Genomic DNA, 17134 nt, shown 5'->3' with positions numbered 1-17134 from the left:
TTGCGGAGTATCGTGGAACCTTGGAATCTTTCACTCCGTTTCGCAAAAGAACGGAGCGAAAGATCAAACATAGAGGCTTAAGCAACTGAAGCAAATAGCGCTTCAAACGATTGCTCAGGGGCTTCTGGTTTTGCCACGATTTCTACAATTTTGTTGCGAGCACTGGGCTGAAAGGCAGACTCGATGCAAACTTGTGCAACTTTGGTGCGGGGAATGCTGCCTTCGCTGAGGGTATCTGCCGAGGACATGATAATGCGATCTTGATTGTCTTCGTTCTTTAAGCCCCCCGGACGCACGATCGTGTAAGTGAGTCCGCTCTTTTGTAGATATTCTTCTGCCTGTTTCTTCCAGACCAGAATTAACCAGAACAAGTTTAATGGGTGAAAAAACTGTGAGGTACACAGTGAGGAAACGAATACAAAATGCTCAATTCCTTTCGCTTTCGCAGCATCGACGAGATTTTTTGTGCCTTCTAAATCGACTTTATAGGGTTGGGTGGGATCGAAGCTCGGTTTCGCTCCCGTTGCGCAGAACAACACGGTGGAGTCTGCGATCGCGCCGACTAAGTCTGCTTTATTCAAGACATCCCCTTTCACCAATTCAACCCCGGTGGGTAAAATCGATCGTGCTTTTTCGGGATCGCGCACGAGCGCGCGCACAGGAATTCCGCGATCGACGAGTTGTTGAACAATCCTACGTCCCGTTTCACCCGTCGCCCCTGCTACAAATGCTTTCATAGAATTTACCAAATCACTGTCTATCAATATTTTGCTGACCCTTTCTAATCTACATCGTGCAGAAGTGTGATCAATGCCAGCTCGATCCGCGATTTTTTTGGCTTACCCTTCCCAAACCCTCGTACACGGAGTAGGATATGTAAGGCACATCCTTAACTTTTGTAAAGATAGAAATAGATGGCTGTACTCATCTGAAATCCGCATGGATTTTACTGATTTTCAGGAGAAGCCCCGACTGAAAGTGGAGCCTATCAGTATCCTTTGGGGAACCTTGACGTAGAACCACGGCAAACGGAAGAGAGAGTGAATGCAATCGCAACCGACCGATCCCTCAGACTTCGCGAATCCCAATTTCGCCCGCCCCACCGATGCTGCGGGTGGAAATGTGACTACTGCTCACACGGATGCTCTGATTAATGAGCCAACGGTGTTTTCGAGCCAGTTTGTGGACTGCATGGAGATGAATGCTGATGCGCGAACGGTAGCGGCCTATCTGGATGTGCATCAAGAATGGTTTCGACGCTGCGCGCATCCGATGCAGGTTGAACCGATCGGGCAAAATAGCTATGCGCTGATTATTGGTCATTTTGGGGCGTTTGGGTACGATGTGGAGCCGCGAGTTGGCTTGGATCTGTTGCCACAGCAAGAAGGGATTTATCGGATTGAAACAGTTCCAGTTCCAGACGATACTTATCTGGGCTATGAAGTAGATTTTCAAGCGGCATTGAATCTGGTGGAGCATTCAAGCCCTAGTGATCCCAACTTGAAAATGACTCAGGTGCAGTGGCAGCTTGATTTAAGTGTTGCGATTCAGTTTCCGCGCTTTATTCATGCGTTGCCGGATGCGTTGATTAAAAGTACGGGAGAGCGGATTCTCAAACAGGTTGTTCGTCAGGTTTCGCGTCGTCTAACGCATAAAGTTCAAGAAGATTTTCATTCGTCTCGAAATTTGACGGTTCCAAAGCGTGTACGTAAGCGGTTTTTGTAAGCGATCGCAGTTCAACTGATTTTGACAGACTCAAGTGCAAAATCCCTCGCGTTTGATGTGCGAGGGATTTTTTTAATTGGTTGGCTAAAGTACAAGGCAGCGTCCAATCATTCGCTAGAAATTACTAGGAAGTTGGGATTGCTTCTCTCGCGACCATCTGGGGCTTCACAGGATCTGAATTGCCATTTAGAGTTACAACCGGGGTCATGACCTGAACTGCATTTCGAGCCTCAATGAGCTTGATCGCTCTCGTGACACTTTCCGGCAAGATCACCACTAAACTGCCAGGAGTTGCACTTTCTAGCGCCGCCTCGATCGCTTGAGTTTCATCGAGAATGACTTCATATCGAGCATCCGGTTTCGTTGCTTTTACGCCTTGCACAATGAATTCGGCGGTATTGCCACGCTCGCGTCCGCGATTGTCGTCATCTTCTTTAATGATCATGCGATCGAATAAGTCTGCGGAGAGTGTGCCTAACTCGACAAAATCTTCATCGCGTCGATCTCCCGGTGCGCCGATTACTCCAATGCGATCGCCATCCGTCCAATTCTGAACAAAGCCACCTAATGCCTTGTAGCTATGCGGATTGTGGGCATAGTCGATCAGCACATGGAAATGACCCAGGTTGAACAGATTCATCCGCCCCGGAGTTTGCTTCGTTGAAGCTTGGAAGGTCATTAAAGCCGCTCGAATTTCTTCAATCCGCACGCCCTGAGCAAATGCTGCCAAACTTGCAGCCAAAGCATTCGCAATCATGAATGGCGCGCGTCCACCGAGAGTCAAAGGAACATTGATCGCTTGTTCAATTCTCAGCGTCCAATCGCCTTTCAAGATCGAGAGATAGCCATTTTCATATACGGCTGCGAGTCCACCTCGTTGGGTATGCGATCGAATTAATTCATTCTCTGCATTCATCGAGAAGTAAGCAATTTGAGCCGAAACGCGACTCGCCATTGCTGAGACTAACGGATCATCTGCATTCAAGACGACATAGCCTTTGGGCAGTGCAGCTTCCGCGACGACGCTTTTGACTCGCGCCATTTCGTCGATCGTATTAATATCCCCAAGTCCCAGGTGATCGGCGGCGACATTCAAAACCACACCGACATCACAAGCATTGAAGGCTAAACCCGATCGCAAAATTCCACCTCTGGCACTTTCAAGCACGGCGACTTCCACGGTGGGATCTTGCAGGATTAACTGTGCGCTTTGAGGCCCGGTATTATCGCCAGGTTCAACGAGGTAGTCCCCAATATAAGTGCCATCGGTTGTGGTGTAACCTACGACTTGCTTCGTCTGTTTAAACAGATGAGCAATTAAGCGCGTTGTGGTTGTTTTTCCGTTTGTTCCAGTAATCGCAATGATTGGGATGCGACCATTGGAATGATTCGGAAACAGCATATCGATCACGGGTTCAGCAACATTGCGCGGAATCCCTTCACTCGGACAAACGTGCATCCGGAACCCAGGAGCCGCATTGACTTCAACAATCACACCATCGACTTCGCGCAACGGCTTTGAGATATCCTCAGTGACGATATCAATTCCAGCAATATCTAAGCCGATAATTTTTACGACGCGCTCAGCTAACCAGAGATTTTCAGGATGAATGTCATCGGTACGGTCGATAGCAATGCCGCCAGTACTGAGGTTCGCAGTTGCTCTCAGATAGCACATCTCGCCTGCTGGTAGTACCGTTTCCAAGTTGTAGCCTTTTTGCTCTAACAATTCCCAAGACGTGCGATCGACTTCGATCTTCGTCAGGACATTATCGTGACCTGTACCACGTCGCGGATCTCGATTCGTTTCATCAATTAATTGTTGAATCGTCGAGCGACCATCTCCTACTACATGTGCAGGAACTCTTTCAGCTACAGCAACAACTTTCCCATTGACGACTAAAACTCGGTGATCGCGACCCTGATAGAACCGTTCAATGATGACCGACTTAGAAACATCTTTGGCTGCATCGTAAGCAGCTTCGGCTTGTTCCCAGGTTGTAATGTTAATCGTAATGCCTCGACCATGATTGCCATTCAGCGGCTTAATCACGATCGGATATCCACCGACATCCGCGATCGCATCTTCTAATTCGTCTAAATAGCTAATAACAGTGCCACGCGGAACTGGAACTCCAGACGCTCGCAGCATTTGTTTCGTTCCTTCTTTATCCGAGGCAAGCTCAACTCCAAGAATGCCAGTCCGATTGCTCAACGTCGCTTGAATGCGCTTCTGATGTACGCCAAAGCCCAGTTGAATCATGGCGCGCGCGCCGAGTTCTGTCCAAGGAATATTGCGGGCTTCGGCTTCTTTGACGATCGTTTCGGTACTGGGTCCTAAACTGCACTCTGCAGCAATTTCGCGCAGGTCGTTGAGATCTTTTTCAAGTTCTTCTTTTGGATATCGTCCGGTTTCAACCAGGGTTTGGCAAATTCGGACGGCAGCCCTCGCTGCATAGCGTCCGGCGCGTTCGTGAATATATTCGATCGCAACTTGGTACACGCCCGGTTCGGCGGTTTCGCGAGTTCTTCCAAACCCAACCAGCATTCCGGTTAATTCTTGAAGCTCTAGCGCCACATGCTCAATGATATGTCCCATCATTGTGCCTTCCCGAACGCGAGCTAAAAAGCCACCTCGGCAGCCCGGAGAACAGAAATGTTCGACAAGTGAAGGAAGCAACTCGACCAGACCTTCGTAGAACCCAGGAATTAAGTTAGAAGGTGTTTCTGCCAGATCTTCGAGATCTAGACGCATTAAAACAACTTTATGGCGGCGAATACTCCAATAGTTGGGTCCACGTAACGTCTGAACTTTGAGTATCTTCATAGGGGTCTATTCAGGGATACAGGCTGGCGTTTAGTTAGTTGGCAATCGAGATCTGAACCAGATTACCTGCAAAAGCAGTTATCTAGTTTCAGATGCAATCTGAGCGAGGAAGTGTTCATGATAAACAGTTTGTGTAAAGAACTGTTGCCGCCAAAAGTCGGGAATTCAAGCAATTCTGTAACATCGTGCAACCTGATCTCATCGAAACGCTACCAGATCTCCTCGAATCTACAAGTTAAGAAAATCTGATTTCTTCAATCTCAGGGGCGATCCCAGAATGGCTTTCTCCGCGATTCCCGCAAGAGCATGGTGCGCCGCCGCAAGTCAAATCGACAACCCGCACTGAGAACATGCAAGCGCAAATTTCCCATACAAATCGGGTCGGTTTTGTTGATTTCGGCTTGATTGGTGTAGTTCATTTCGCTGGGGTCAAGGATGGTGACAGCTCCTTTGCCTAGGACTTGTAAAATGCCGTCTCCTTCAAATAATGCACAGGTGTCTTCATCAATTCCAATTCCTAATCGGTCGGGATGGGCAACGATCGCGCTCATTAATCTCGCCATGCGATTGCGATTATGAAAATGTTGATCGACTAAGACTTCTGGAATGATGCCAAGTCCGAGGGTCATATCGACTAAAGAATGATTGGGAGATTCGCCACTGCCGCCGCCAGCAATCATGTGATGTCCCATAACGGCGGCACCAGCGCTGGTTCCTGCGAGGGTAATTTCGCCGGATTGGGCGCGCGATCGCACAATATCCATCACAGGCGTATCTGATAACAATCCACACAGGCGTAATTGATCGCCTCCGGTCAGGAAAACAGCGCTACATTCGCTGACATACTCTTGCATCTCGGGTGCGTCACATTGCGCCCGATCAAGAATGTTCAGTACCTTGATTTCCTGAGCGCCCATATCGGAGAAGATAGTGTAATAGCGATCGCCAATCACTAGGGGTTCACGGGAAGCGGAGGGAATAATCGCGATGCGGGCATCACTTCCTCCTGCCCGAAAGAAAAAGTTTTGCAGGATTTCGCGTCCATGAATTTTATCTTCTGCGCCGCCAATTACCATAATGGCGGTATTGAGAGACTGAGGCATCTGCGGTTCAAACGATTGCAAGACTGACTCTAGCATGAAGGGATGAGGGATGATATGTGAAGGGTGAACAGGGAAATCGAAATTCGCATCGCGCTGGCGCGGGAGTTGTATCGTCTAACGCTATAAATTTAATTTTTGATTTCTTATGACTCTCCATCATGCCAAACTATTAATTTTTTGTTAACAGTTCTTCGTTCTTATTTATCAACATGCGCTTCGATATTGTCACGTTGTTTCCAGATTTTTTTGCGTCGCCGCTGCAATCTGGATTACTGGGGAAAGCTTTGGCGAAACAAATCGCGGAGGTACATCTGACTAATCCGCGAGATTTTGCGATCGATAAACATCGCCGAGTCGATGATGAGCCTTACGGGGGCGGGGTCGGCATGTTGATGAAGCCAGAGCCAATTTTCGCAGCGGTCGAATCTTTACCCGTACTGCCCCGCCGCGAGGTAGTATTTGTGACACCGCAAGGTGAGCCGATGCGACAAGATTTGCTCAAGGAATTTTCGGCGAATTTTGATCAGATTGTCATCATTTGCGGACATTATGAAGGGATAGACGAGCGGGTGCTGAATTTGGTGACGCGCGAGGTCTCGTTAGGAGATTTTGTGTTGACGTGTGGAGAGATTCCGGCTTTAGCGCTTTTAAACGGCACGATTCGGCTGTTACCGGGTGCGATTGGCAAGGAAGAGTCGCTGAAATTAGAAAGTTTTGAAACAGGATTGCTCGATTATCCGCAATACACCCGTCCGCCCGTGTTTCGAGAATGGGAAGTTCCGACTGTTTTGCGATCGGGCAACCATGCTGAAATCGATCGCTGGCGGACGCAGCAACAGATCGAACGCACTCGAACTCGTCGCCCGGATTTATATCAAGAGTGGCTGGAGCAGACGGGGCAATTTAAACCTGATGAAGTAAATCACGAACCATGTTGACGAAAAAATTCCGCTTACTCTGTGCCACGATCGCGAGTTCTGCTGTTTTGAACTCGATACACGTGCCGATGCCGTTTCGATCTTCAGAATTGCTGCTTGATTCTGCGGCATATGCGAAACGCAGTGGTGGTCGCAGCAGTGGCGGATCGTTTAATCGCAGTAGTGGGTCTTCTCGCTCTTCTGGCAGTTCGACTCCGGGTGGCTCAAGCTCTGGAAGTTCAAGTTCTGGACGCTCAAATTCTGGAGGATATCAGGGGGGTGGCTATTATGGGGGCGGCTATTATGGGGGTGGCTATAGCAGCGGGTATTCCAGTGGCGCGAGCATCGTGTTATGGATTGTGGCGTTAATTCTCGTCGGTGGTGCTGGATTTTTCGTGTGGTACTTGCTGAAGAGTGCGAAAAAGAGCAAGGGCAATGAGCTTGACAATGATATTGTGACGGTTTCCATGATTCAGGTGGGATTGCTGGCGGAAGGTCGAGCGATTCAGAAGGAATTGACGGAGATTGTGGAGCAGGGTGAAACGGATTCGATCGAAGGGCTGCACGCGCAGATGCAAGAGGCAGTGTTAGCGTTGCTGAGAATGCCGGAAAATTGGAGCCATGTGCAGGCGAGTTCTGAGACGGTGAAGACCCGAGACGAGGCGGAGAAAGCGTTTAATCGGTTGTCGATCGCCGAACGGACAAAGTACACCACAGAGACAATCTCGAATGCAGGAGGTCAGTTGGTGCTGAAAGAGTTTGAGGTTGATCCGGATAAGGAGCCTGCCTCTTATATTGTGGTGACATTGCTTGTCGGGACGGCAGATGATAAGCCGCTGTTTATGGAGATTCGATCGATGGAAGCGTTGACTGAGGTGCTGAATCAGTTAGCGAGTTTGAATGCAGAGTATTTAATGAAGTTTGAACTGCAATGGACTCCACAGGCAGACGGAGATAGCCTCACTTACGATGAGATGCTCCTGGAATATCCGAAAATGTTGCAGATTTAGAGTTGCGGAGAAAACGATTGAGGGGCGAGTTTCACCGCAATAAATTTTGGATAGGGAGATAGGGAGCAATCTCAATCTGGGTGCTCCCCACTCCCCACTCCCCACCTCCGAAAGTCTCTATTTTTTCGTCAATGCCGCGATCGCATCAATCAATTCCTCAGATTCCAACGGTTTCGCGAGATGCTTTTGAAATCCAGCGGCGATCGCTTGTTTTTGATTCAACTCTCCTGCATAGGCAGTGAGCGCGATCGCGCAGATTTCTCCGCCTTGCTCTGGGGGTAACGTTCGGATGCGCTGCATCAGCATGTACCCGTCTATCTCTGGCATCCCAATATCACTGACGAGAATATCGAAACGCGATTGTGCCAACGCTGCCAAAGCTGCATGCGCTGAACTGACAGAGACCACGATCGCTCCAGCTTCTTCGAGCAAAAACTCCACAAGCCCAAGCGCATCAGGATCATCATCGACGGCTAAAACTTTGATATTTTTCAAGCTAGATGAATCAGGCGATTGTGCTTCTAATGGAAGCTCGGATGCAGTTGACAACCGAGGCAATCGCACCATAAATGTTGCCCCCTGTCCTTCACCGGGGCTTTCAACCGCTACAGTTCCACCATGCAGTTCAGTTAGATATCGAACGATCGCGAGTCCCAATCCTAACCCACCAAACTGACGAGTGGTTGCGCCATCTTCTTGCCGAAAATAGTCAAATACATACGGTAGAAATTCGGGAGCAATCCCCTTTCCTGTGTCGTGTACCGTCATTTGAACTTGATCATCCATCGAAATCAGATAAATCTGCACCCGTCCTCCAGTCGGCGTAAATTTCACGGCATTCGAGAGCAAATTCCAGACAATTTGCTGTAGGCGAGTCGCATCTCCTGCAACATCGCTGCTCATCGACTCAAAAGCAGTCTCAATCTCAATCGATTTCGATTCAGCTGCTAACCGAACCGTCTCGATCGCGGCTCGAATCACCGTTGCTAAATTCACCGTGCTTACATTGAGGTTGATCTTGCCCTGCAAAATTCGAGAGACATCGAGTAGATCCGCAATCAGATCCGATTGAAGTTTGGCATTGCGCTCGATCGTAGCTAACGCATAAGCCGTTTTCTCTGCATCTAACCTGCCTGTTTGCAAGAGCCTCGACCAGCCTAAGATCGGATTCAAGGGAGATCGTAATTCATGCGAGAGCACCGCGAGAAATTCATCTTTAATCCGATTCGCTTGTTCGGCTTTCTCACGGGCAACTTGCTCAAGCTGAAGAATATGAGCTTGCTCGGCTTCAAGCTGTTTGCGTTGGCTAATATCGCGATAAAAAATTCCTAACCCTTCCTCAAATGGATAAGCGTTCACTTCTAACCAAACATCGTGGCTCGGCGGTTCATAGTAGTGATGTTCAAAGTGCGCTGCTGTCTGTTGCGCGATCGCTCGACGGTATTGCGTTTCAATTTCGGTTCCGATCGCCGCAGGCCATTCTTCCCAAAGTGTTTTACCGATGACTTCAGAGCGAGGTTTATTGTTAATGCGTTCGGCAGTAGCATTTTGATAAATAATTTTCCAGTGATGGTCTAAAGCCACAAACGCATCACTCATACTTTCTAGAAGCTGATCGATCCGTCTTAGAGCAGTTTCGGCTTGTTGTTTTGCCGTTTCACTCGCGGCTCGTAAGGTTTGCTCTCGTTGGAGTGCTTCTTGTCGAAGTTTCGAGAGTTTGAGGGTGGCTTCGACTCTCGCTAATAGCTCACGTGCAGAAAAAGGCTTCGTCAGATAATCATCGGCTCCGGCGGCTAAGCCTTCGACTCTGGCTTCTTCTCCTGCACGGGCAGAGAGGAGAATGATGGGAATCTCTCGGGTTTGCGGGCTGTCTCGCAGGGCACTTAAGACCCCAAATCCATCGAGTTGGGGCATCATCACATCTGTGAGAATGAGATCTGGAGTGCGATCGCAAACCGCATCCAACACGGCTAAACCATCCGAAACTGCTTTGACTTCATACTGCTGAGCGAGAAGACGTTTGACATAATCCCGCATATCCGCATTATCATCGGCAAGTAGAACGTAAGCCTGAGGACTCGAAGACTGCATCACCGGATTCAAGTCCAGTGGGGTAGCAACGGAACTTGAGTCTGGTAGCCATCGTAGCGCTTCTTCGACATAAGAGCTTGCACCCGTTGCGCTGGTCGTACGAGTTTCGCTAATCTGTTCAACCGGAAGATGAGCGGTTCCGGTTGGAATGGCGATCGTAAAACAAGTTCCTTCTCCTTCCTGGCTGATGACCTCGATCGTGCCTTGGTGCAGTTTGACTAATTCTTGAACTAAAGAAAGTCCAATTCCTGATCCTTCAAAGCTTCGTCCTTGTGACGCTTTCACCCGATGGAACCGCTCAAATAGATGCGGAATTTCTGCTGCGGGAATGCCAACTCCGGTGTCTCGAACGATCAGTTGAACCTGGTCTATCCGCCAGCACAACTGCACAGTAATCTTGCCTTCAAAGGTAAATTTGAAGGCATTCGAGAGAAGATTCAGAACAATCTTTTCCCACATCTCATGATCGACATACACCGCTTCTGGAAGTGCAGGACAATCGACCACGAACTGGAGATTAGCACGCTCGATCGCAGATCGAAAGACACTCGCTAAATCTGTTGTGTAGCTTGCCAGATCAGTTGGTTCATAAACGGCTTGCACTCGTCCGGCTTCAATTCGAGAAAAGTCTAGCAGAGTGTTCACTAGCTTTAGCAAGCGCATTCCGTTGCGTTGAACGATCTCGATGCGCTCTCGCTGGGTCGGAGGAAGGGGATGAATCGGATCGCTGAGTGCCTCTTCAGTGGGGCTTAACATCAGCGTCAGAGGCGTGCGAAATTCGTGGCTGATATTGTTAAAGAAGACGGTTTTTGCTCGATCGAGTTCTGCAAGGGTTTCGGCGCGTTTACGTTCTTCTTCATACGCCTGAGCATTGGCAATGCTTGCTGCGATCTGACCTGCAACTAGATCAAGAAAGCCTTGATAGTTATCATCTAGCAATCGGAACGGATTGAGACCTGCGACTAAAATGCCAGCTTGTCCTGTGTCTCCTGAGGCGACGATCGGCATAACAATGGCTTGATGAGGGGGATGCTGCCATGCGCCTTTGGGAAGCTCAGCGGTGAGGTTTGTAATGATTGCGGATGTTTGCGATCGCACAACCTCACTCAACTGCCAAATCGAATCTTGGTCGAATCCGACCGCTTCAAGCGCCAGCGGATGATCACGCTCGATTCCCGCTGTGCCGGATAAGATCACTTGCTGCTGTTCAACATCAATCAGATAAATCAAAGCAAACGGCAGATCATAAGGATTTGCAGCTAAACACTGGGCACTGAAAGTACAAGCCTCATCGAACGTCCGAGCATCCGCAGTTTTAGCCGCAAGGACACGTAACAATGCTAACTGTCGCTCTCCAATCACTTGCTGCGTGTTGTCCGTATTCGCGCAAATAATCCCGCCTGTTCCGCCTTGATCATCCGGGATAGGACTATATGAAAACGTGTAGTAAGTTTCTTCGGGATACCCGTTGCGCTCCATGATCAGCAGCAGCGATTCATCATAGGTCGCTTCGTTTCTCAGCATGACTGAAGCCGTTCGCGGCTCGACCTCATCCCAAATTTCACGCCACACAACCGAGGTCGGCTGTCCTAACATTTCTGGATGTTTGCCGCCGAGAATCGCTCGATACGCGTCGTTATAGAGGTAGGTTAAGTTGGTTCCCCAGGCAATCCACATTGGTTGACGCGAGGTCAGCATAATTCGCACCGCTGTTTTTAAGCTTTGCTGCCATTGTTCTGGCTCACCTAGTGGAGTCTTTGACCAATCGAGTTCTCGAATGCGTCTGCCCATTTCGCCACCGCCTTGGAGAAAGCTTGCTGTGCTCGGTTCAGGTTTCATGCTTGGCTCCTTGATAATGTGGCGATCGCACGAATCAATTCTTCTGGCTCGATGGGTTTGGCAAGATGCTGCTGAAATCCGGCTTCAAGCGCTTGCTGCTGGTTAAACTCTCCTGCATAGGCAGAAACTGCGATCGCGGGAATTTTTCCTCCCCATTTCGATGTTCTAGCACGAATCTGTCGAATTAACAGGTAGCCATCCATCTCAGGCATCCCTAAGTCACTGACGATGACATTGGGCAAGGTCTGATCGAGTACCTGTAAGGCGGCGAGTCCAGATGGCACGGCAATGACTGTTGCACCATTTTGTTCAAGTAAGAAAGCTTGATATTCGCGAGTATCGAGATCATCGTCGATGAGTAAAACTGTTACATGGTTTAACTCTCCTTCTTGCGCTGCATCCGGGCAATGCGGCTCAAGCGCGCTCTTGCTCAATTGCGCTTGCAAATTCATCGGCAGTTTTACAATAAATGTCGCGCCGTGATTGACTCCCTGACTTTCTGCCTGGACGGTTCCGCCATGCATTTCGATGATGCGCTGTACGATCGCGAGTCCCAGTCCTAATCCGCCAAATTTGCGAGTCGTTGAGCCATCTTCTTGCTGAAAGGAGTCAAAGATCCGAGGCAAAAAATTAGGCTGAATGCCTTTACCTGTGTCGATGACCTGAATTTCAGCCCGGTGATCGCTAGACCTTAATGTGACTGTCACAGTTCCGCCGTCTGGCGTGAACTTGACGGCATTGGTGAGCAAATTGCAGATAGCTTGCTGTAATCGAACTGGATCAGCCGATACGGGAGCCGTCGGATTAAAAGTGAGCGTTAACTGAATGTTTTTTGCGGCAGCGGCGAGACGTACTGTCTCAACGGCGGCAGAAATGATCTGAGTCAAATCAACAATCGTAGGATTTAACAGCAGCTTGCCTTGAATAATTCGGGAGATATCGAGTAAATCTTCGATCAGTCGAGATTGCAGCTTGGCATTGCGCTCGATCGTGGCTAAAGCTCCTCGCTGTTGATTGGCATCGAGTTTGCCCGATTGTAGCAATTTGATCCAGCCTAAAATCGGATTCAGTGGCGTTCTCAGTTCGTGAGAGAGAACCGCGAGAAATTCATCTTTGATCTGATTTGCTTGATCGGCTGCTTCTCGTGCAGCTTCGCGCTCTGTTTCGATTCGCCTGCGCTCGGTCACATCCTGAAATAGCACTGCAACTTTGTTGCTTTCAGCAGGTTCAAGCCGGAATGCATAGATATCAAACCAACGATTCATCGCAGCCGAGTGATCCTGAAATCGCGTCGGTTCGCCTGTCCGCAGCACTTGCGCATAGATATCAAACCAGAATGTTTCAATCTCAGGAATTAGCTCACGAATTGTTTTGCCAACGGCTTGTGTCAGTCCCGTTTGCTGTTCAAAAGCTGGATTGACTTCAACAAGGCGATAATCAATTGCTATGTCCTTCTCAAACACGAGTTCAATTACACAGAAGCCTTCATCGATCGATTCAAACAAGGTTTGATATCGTTTCTCAGAGTGTTGGAGTGCTGCTTGAGCTTGGATCTGCTCGGTTACGTTTCTAAAGTAAACGGTAATGCCTGGCCTGGCTGGATAGGCACGAACTTCGTACCATCGATTGTGGTCGGGATAAAATGCGGTTGTTGCGCCGACAACTTGATCGTGCATTGCACCGCGATAAATTCGCTCAAACTCAGTTCCGATCAAGCCTGGATATTCTGTCCACAGGTTCTTGCTGACCGAAGCGTTGCTCGATCGCTCAAGCAATGCTTCAGCCGATTTGTTCATGTAAGTAAACTGCCATTGGGCATTCAGTGCAAAGAACCCATCGGTAATACTTTCTAGAATGTTACGACTCTGTTCTTCACTGTCTTGCAGTGCGATCGCGGCTTGTTTACGATCGCTAATATCGGTGAATAAAATGGCAAACTGTGGATAGGTATCGATTGGGAAAGCACTGACTTCAAACCATCGATCCATAGCCTGAGAGCCACTCTCAAAGCGTTCAGGTTTCCTCGTCTGTACAACTCTACTATAGGTTTCGAACCAAAACTCTTCTAAATTAGGGACTAATTCTCGTGCTGTTTTTCCGATTGCACCTTTCAGCCCTGTCATCGATTCAAAAATAGAATTGGCTTCTAGGAATCGATAGTCTTGCGGATTTCCTTGTTCGTCAAACATCATTTCACAAAGGCAGAATCCTTGATTCATCGACTCAAACAAGGTGCGATATTTTGTCTCAGATTGTCGGAGGGCTGCTTCTGCGCGTGCCCGTTCAACGGCTGCCCAAGTTCGCTCTGCGGTTTCTTCGATCTGTCTTGCTTCCAGCTTTGTCCATTGTCGCGGAGTCGATTGATGCACAATGAGCAAGGCGACTAATTGACCGTTCTTGATCAAAGGCGTATCACAATAGGCGGCAATGTCGATCGCTTTGAACTTTGCTTTCTCACGCTCTGTCAGGCGCTTACTGTGCTGAATATCTGAGACAATCACTTGTTGCCCCATTCTGTAGTCTTTGATCAAGTCTCGACCATATTCTTCTGTACTAAATACTCCGCTCAGTTCTGCTACGCCGTTTGTGTAGCTCCGGTAGATGCTCACTTGTTGAGGATTCAGTAAAATTTCAGCATAAGCAACACGGCTTGCCCCTAACGACTCGCCTAGCACATGCGCTGCTGTTGACTGAATTGCTTCCGCATCTGTCAGTGGACGTAATGCATCATTCAGTACGATACAAAAGGCATCAATCTGATTTCCTATCAGGATGTCTTCAGTGCCTGTTGCTTTCTCATCCTGAGCCACGCTCTATTCTCCCAATTTTCCCTCTGATGAACGGCTTAGTAAGCGTAGGGTTGACTAGCAGAAAAGATAAAACAATCGCGTATCGCTAGACACTATCTTTAGATAGAATTTTGCTTAACCTGAACAAGTGCCAATCAGCAATTAAATCTGCGTCTGATACGGTAAAGTCCAGTCTTAATAACTATCTCAATCTATGACCCATCAGCTTAATCCGGATTTGCAGCAGTTCAAAACGATGCTCAAAGACCAAGGTGTGAAATATGCGATCGCGAGCTTTGTCGATATTCATGGCATGTGCAAGGCGAAAATGGTTCCTCTGTCGCATTTTGACCAAATGATGCAAGGGTCAGAGCTATTTACGGGAGCTGCTTTGGATGGCGTTCCTCAAGAGGTCAGTGATGAAGAAGTCGCAACAATGCCTGATCTTGCCAGTGCAACGATTTTGCCTTGGAATTCGGAGATGGTTTGGCTTGCGAGTGATTTGTATTTGCGGGGTCAACCGTTTGAGGCGTGTTGTCGCAGCATTCTTAAATCTGTGTTGCAGCAAGCAGCAGAAATGGGGTTTCAGTTTAATCTGGGGATTGAAACTGAGTTTTTTATTCTCAAAGATCAGGATGGGCAAGCGGTTCCAATCAGCGATCGCGATACGCTAGCAAAGCCTTGCTATGACTTGCAAGGACTGCTCGATAACTATGCTTGGGTAGACGAGATTGTGCAAGCGATGAATCATCTCGGTTGGGATGTGTATTCGTTTGATCACGAAGATGGCAATGGTCAGTTTGAAACGGATTTCACTTATACGGATGCGCTGACGATGTCCGATCGCTTGATCTTTTTCCGCCTGATGGTGAAGGAAATTGCGCGGAAGCATGGTTACTTTGCAACGTTTATGCCCAAGCCGTTTGCGAATCGTACAGGAAGCGGCGCGCATTACAATATGTCGCTTGCAGATTTGAAAACTGGGGAGAATTTGTTTGTCGATCGAGCAGATCCGCGTCGCTGCGGTTTGTCGAAATTGGGCTATCAGTTTATTGCAGGTGTGCTTCGTCATGCGCCTGCGATTTGTGCGGTGATTGCTCCGACTGTGAATAGCTACAAGCGGTTGATCGCACGAGGAAGTATGTCTGGGTTTACTTGGGCACCTGTGTATATTTGCTATGGCAACAACAATCGCACGAATATGTTGCGCATTCCACTAGCAGGTGGACGAGTTGAATGTCGGGCGGCTGATATTTCCTGCAATCCCTACTTGGGTGCAGCGATGATTTTAGCAGCAGGGTTAGAAGGGATTCGAGAAGGACTCGACCCCGGTGAACCGCATACTGAGAATATGTATACCTACACGACAGCAGAGCTAGAAGACATGGGAATTAAGATGCTTCCTCGAACCTTGGGAGAAGCGATCGAAGCGTTTGCTGCTGACCCGTTGAGCGAATCGGTGATGGGTTCGTTAATGTATCAAACCTATGTTGATTTCAAAACTCAAGAATGGTTTGAGTATCACAATCATGTTTCAGATTGGGAAGTTCAGCGCTATATGAAGTTCTTCTAGCTCCCCATTTTTTACAATCAATCTGACTAACTCTAGGCGAAACCTGAGGGGGGGATTTCGCCTAGTCTAAGAGGATGTTTGATAGAGAGTATGAAAAGACTCTGCGCTCTCGTTGCTATCCTACCCCGGAGTGAATTCGGGGCTAGTACTAAACTGGACTAACCAGAGGCTTGAGCGATGCAGTCCTTTCAAAGGGCTTCGCACAGTTAGCCCTGGAATTCCATTTCGGGGCGGGTGAGTGCGTCTCAACGATTACTTTTCAAATACTCTACTAGTGCCGCGTCTGATCCGCCCAAGGTGTGAGCACTGCCGACATCCATTTCAGACCGTAATCGATCGCAAGTCCAATCAAACCAATCAGCAAAATGCAGAACAACACTTTCTCAGTTTGCAAATAGCGTTGGGCTTGAATAATTCTGAAGCCTATGCCAGTTTGGGCCGCGACTAGTTCAGCAATCACGAGATAGTTCCAAGCTCCCGAAATATTCACTCGCAGCGTATCTAACACACTCGGAAATGTCGCCGGAACAATCACCCGAAACAACACATCTCGCCGTGTCGCACCTAACGTATAAGCAACATTGATCATCTCACTGGGAATGAACTTTACTGCATCCGCAATCATAATCGCGTTATAAAGCACGACGCCCAACGTAATGATCAGAATCTTAGACTCCTCACCCAAGCCTAACCAAATCACAATCAGCGGCACAAAAGCAGTCACAGGCATGTAGCGCACGGTTCCGACAAAAGGAGCGAACAGGCTCTCCATGCTGTAGAACGTTCCCATAGCAATGCCCATCGGCACACCAATTAATGCTGCCACAACAAATCCTGCTAGCACTCGCCCACAACTGGTCAGTACATCTGAGATCAGATCATTGTTGATGAACATTTCAATCCCAGACTGCACAACGGCAGTTGGTGTGGGCAAAAACATCGGTGGGACGACTTGAGCATAGCTAATCAGCGACCAGAGCAAGAGCGGAACTGCCAGCGAGATCATCACAATCAGTGCCGACAATCGACGCGGAAATCCTTGACGGATACTCCAAAACACGGAGGGTTTTAGATACTTATATTGTCGATCGACAGATTGAGGCGAACTAAGACTTGCATCAGTCACGGGATTCATCCTTTGAGTGCAGATTAAAACGTCATCGATCAATGACATGGGTTCAGTCTAGAGAGAGAGTTGACTGCGTTTTTGTATTGACAACTACATCTCTTGCATTTGCGACGAAATTCCAAATTTTCTAA

Annotated in this window: 10 protein-coding genes; 4 read left to right on the top strand and 6 right to left on the bottom strand. The window is 48.4% G+C overall.

What is annotated here, in order from left to right; all coding sequences use genetic code 11:
• Positions 1-77: 77 nt before the first annotated feature.
• A complete protein-coding gene (locus tag OU814_RS06740; protein ID WP_017289740.1) occupies positions 78-737 on the bottom strand; it encodes an NAD(P)H-binding protein in 660 nt (219 codons plus the stop codon).
• A 307-nt stretch (positions 738-1044) separates the two neighbouring features.
• Here OU814_RS06740 and OU814_RS06735 point away from each other — a divergent pair, with 307 nt between their 5' ends.
• Positions 1045-1725 (top strand): DUF1997 domain-containing protein, encoded by a 681-nt coding sequence (locus tag OU814_RS06735; protein ID WP_268181462.1) that lies wholly within the window; start codon positions 1045-1047, stop codon positions 1723-1725.
• 124 nt (positions 1726-1849) lie between these two features.
• Here OU814_RS06735 and cphA read toward each other — a convergent pair whose 3' ends face one another.
• Together cphA and OU814_RS06725 are read right to left on the bottom strand one after the other, a co-directional pair.
• Entirely contained in the window at positions 1850-4552 is a 2703-nt protein-coding gene (gene cphA, locus OU814_RS06730) for a cyanophycin synthetase (RefSeq protein WP_268181460.1), read from the bottom strand.
• 260 nt (positions 4553-4812) lie between these two features.
• On the bottom strand, positions 4813-5691 hold the full coding sequence (locus OU814_RS06725) for a cyanophycinase (protein ID WP_036044796.1): 879 nt from the start codon (positions 5689-5691) through the stop codon (positions 4813-4815).
• Between the two features lie 173 nt (positions 5692-5864).
• On the opposite strand from OU814_RS06725, the gene trmD reads away from it, so the two are divergent.
• Both trmD and OU814_RS06715 read left to right on the top strand, forming a co-directional pair.
• Positions 5865-6593: a tRNA (guanosine(37)-N1)-methyltransferase TrmD gene (gene trmD / locus OU814_RS06720; RefSeq protein ID WP_017289744.1), complete on the top strand. Its 729-nt coding sequence runs from the start codon at positions 5865-5867 to the stop codon at positions 6591-6593.
• The gene (locus OU814_RS06715; protein WP_268181456.1) at positions 6587-7582 is read left to right on the top strand and encodes a DUF1517 domain-containing protein; all 996 of its coding nucleotides are present in this window, start codon (positions 6587-6589) and stop codon (positions 7580-7582) included. Before trmD ends, OU814_RS06715 begins: the two co-directional genes overlap by 7 nt.
• Positions 7583-7699: 117 nt before the next feature.
• Here the strand turns inward: OU814_RS06715 and OU814_RS06710 are convergent, their stop codons facing one another.
• Both OU814_RS06710 and OU814_RS06705 read right to left on the bottom strand, forming a co-directional pair.
• Positions 7700-11512 (bottom strand): ATP-binding protein, encoded by a 3813-nt coding sequence (locus tag OU814_RS06710; RefSeq protein WP_268181454.1) that lies wholly within the window; start codon positions 11510-11512, stop codon positions 7700-7702.
• Entirely contained in the window at positions 11509-14322 is a 2814-nt protein-coding gene (locus tag OU814_RS06705; protein WP_268181452.1) for an ATP-binding protein, read from the bottom strand. Before OU814_RS06705 ends, OU814_RS06710 begins: the two co-directional genes overlap by 4 nt.
• Positions 14323-14515: 193 nt before the next feature.
• Here OU814_RS06705 and glnT point away from each other — a divergent pair, with 193 nt between their 5' ends.
• Complete coding sequence (gene glnT, locus OU814_RS06700) at positions 14516-15874, top strand: type III glutamate--ammonia ligase (protein WP_268181450.1); 1359 nt, start codon at positions 14516-14518, stop codon at positions 15872-15874.
• Between the two features lie 271 nt (positions 15875-16145).
• Here glnT and OU814_RS06695 read toward each other — a convergent pair whose 3' ends face one another.
• Complete coding sequence (locus OU814_RS06695) at positions 16146-17048, bottom strand: ABC transporter permease (RefSeq protein ID WP_017289749.1); 903 nt, start codon at positions 17046-17048, stop codon at positions 16146-16148.
• Between the last annotated feature and the right edge of the window lie 86 nt (positions 17049-17134).

This window comes from Leptolyngbya sp. GGD, from assembly GCF_026735145.1.
GTDB classification, from domain to species: domain Bacteria; phylum Cyanobacteriota; class Cyanobacteriia; order Leptolyngbyales; family Leptolyngbyaceae; genus Leptolyngbya; species Leptolyngbya boryana.
This window is presented reverse-complemented; position numbering and strand designations above follow the sequence as displayed.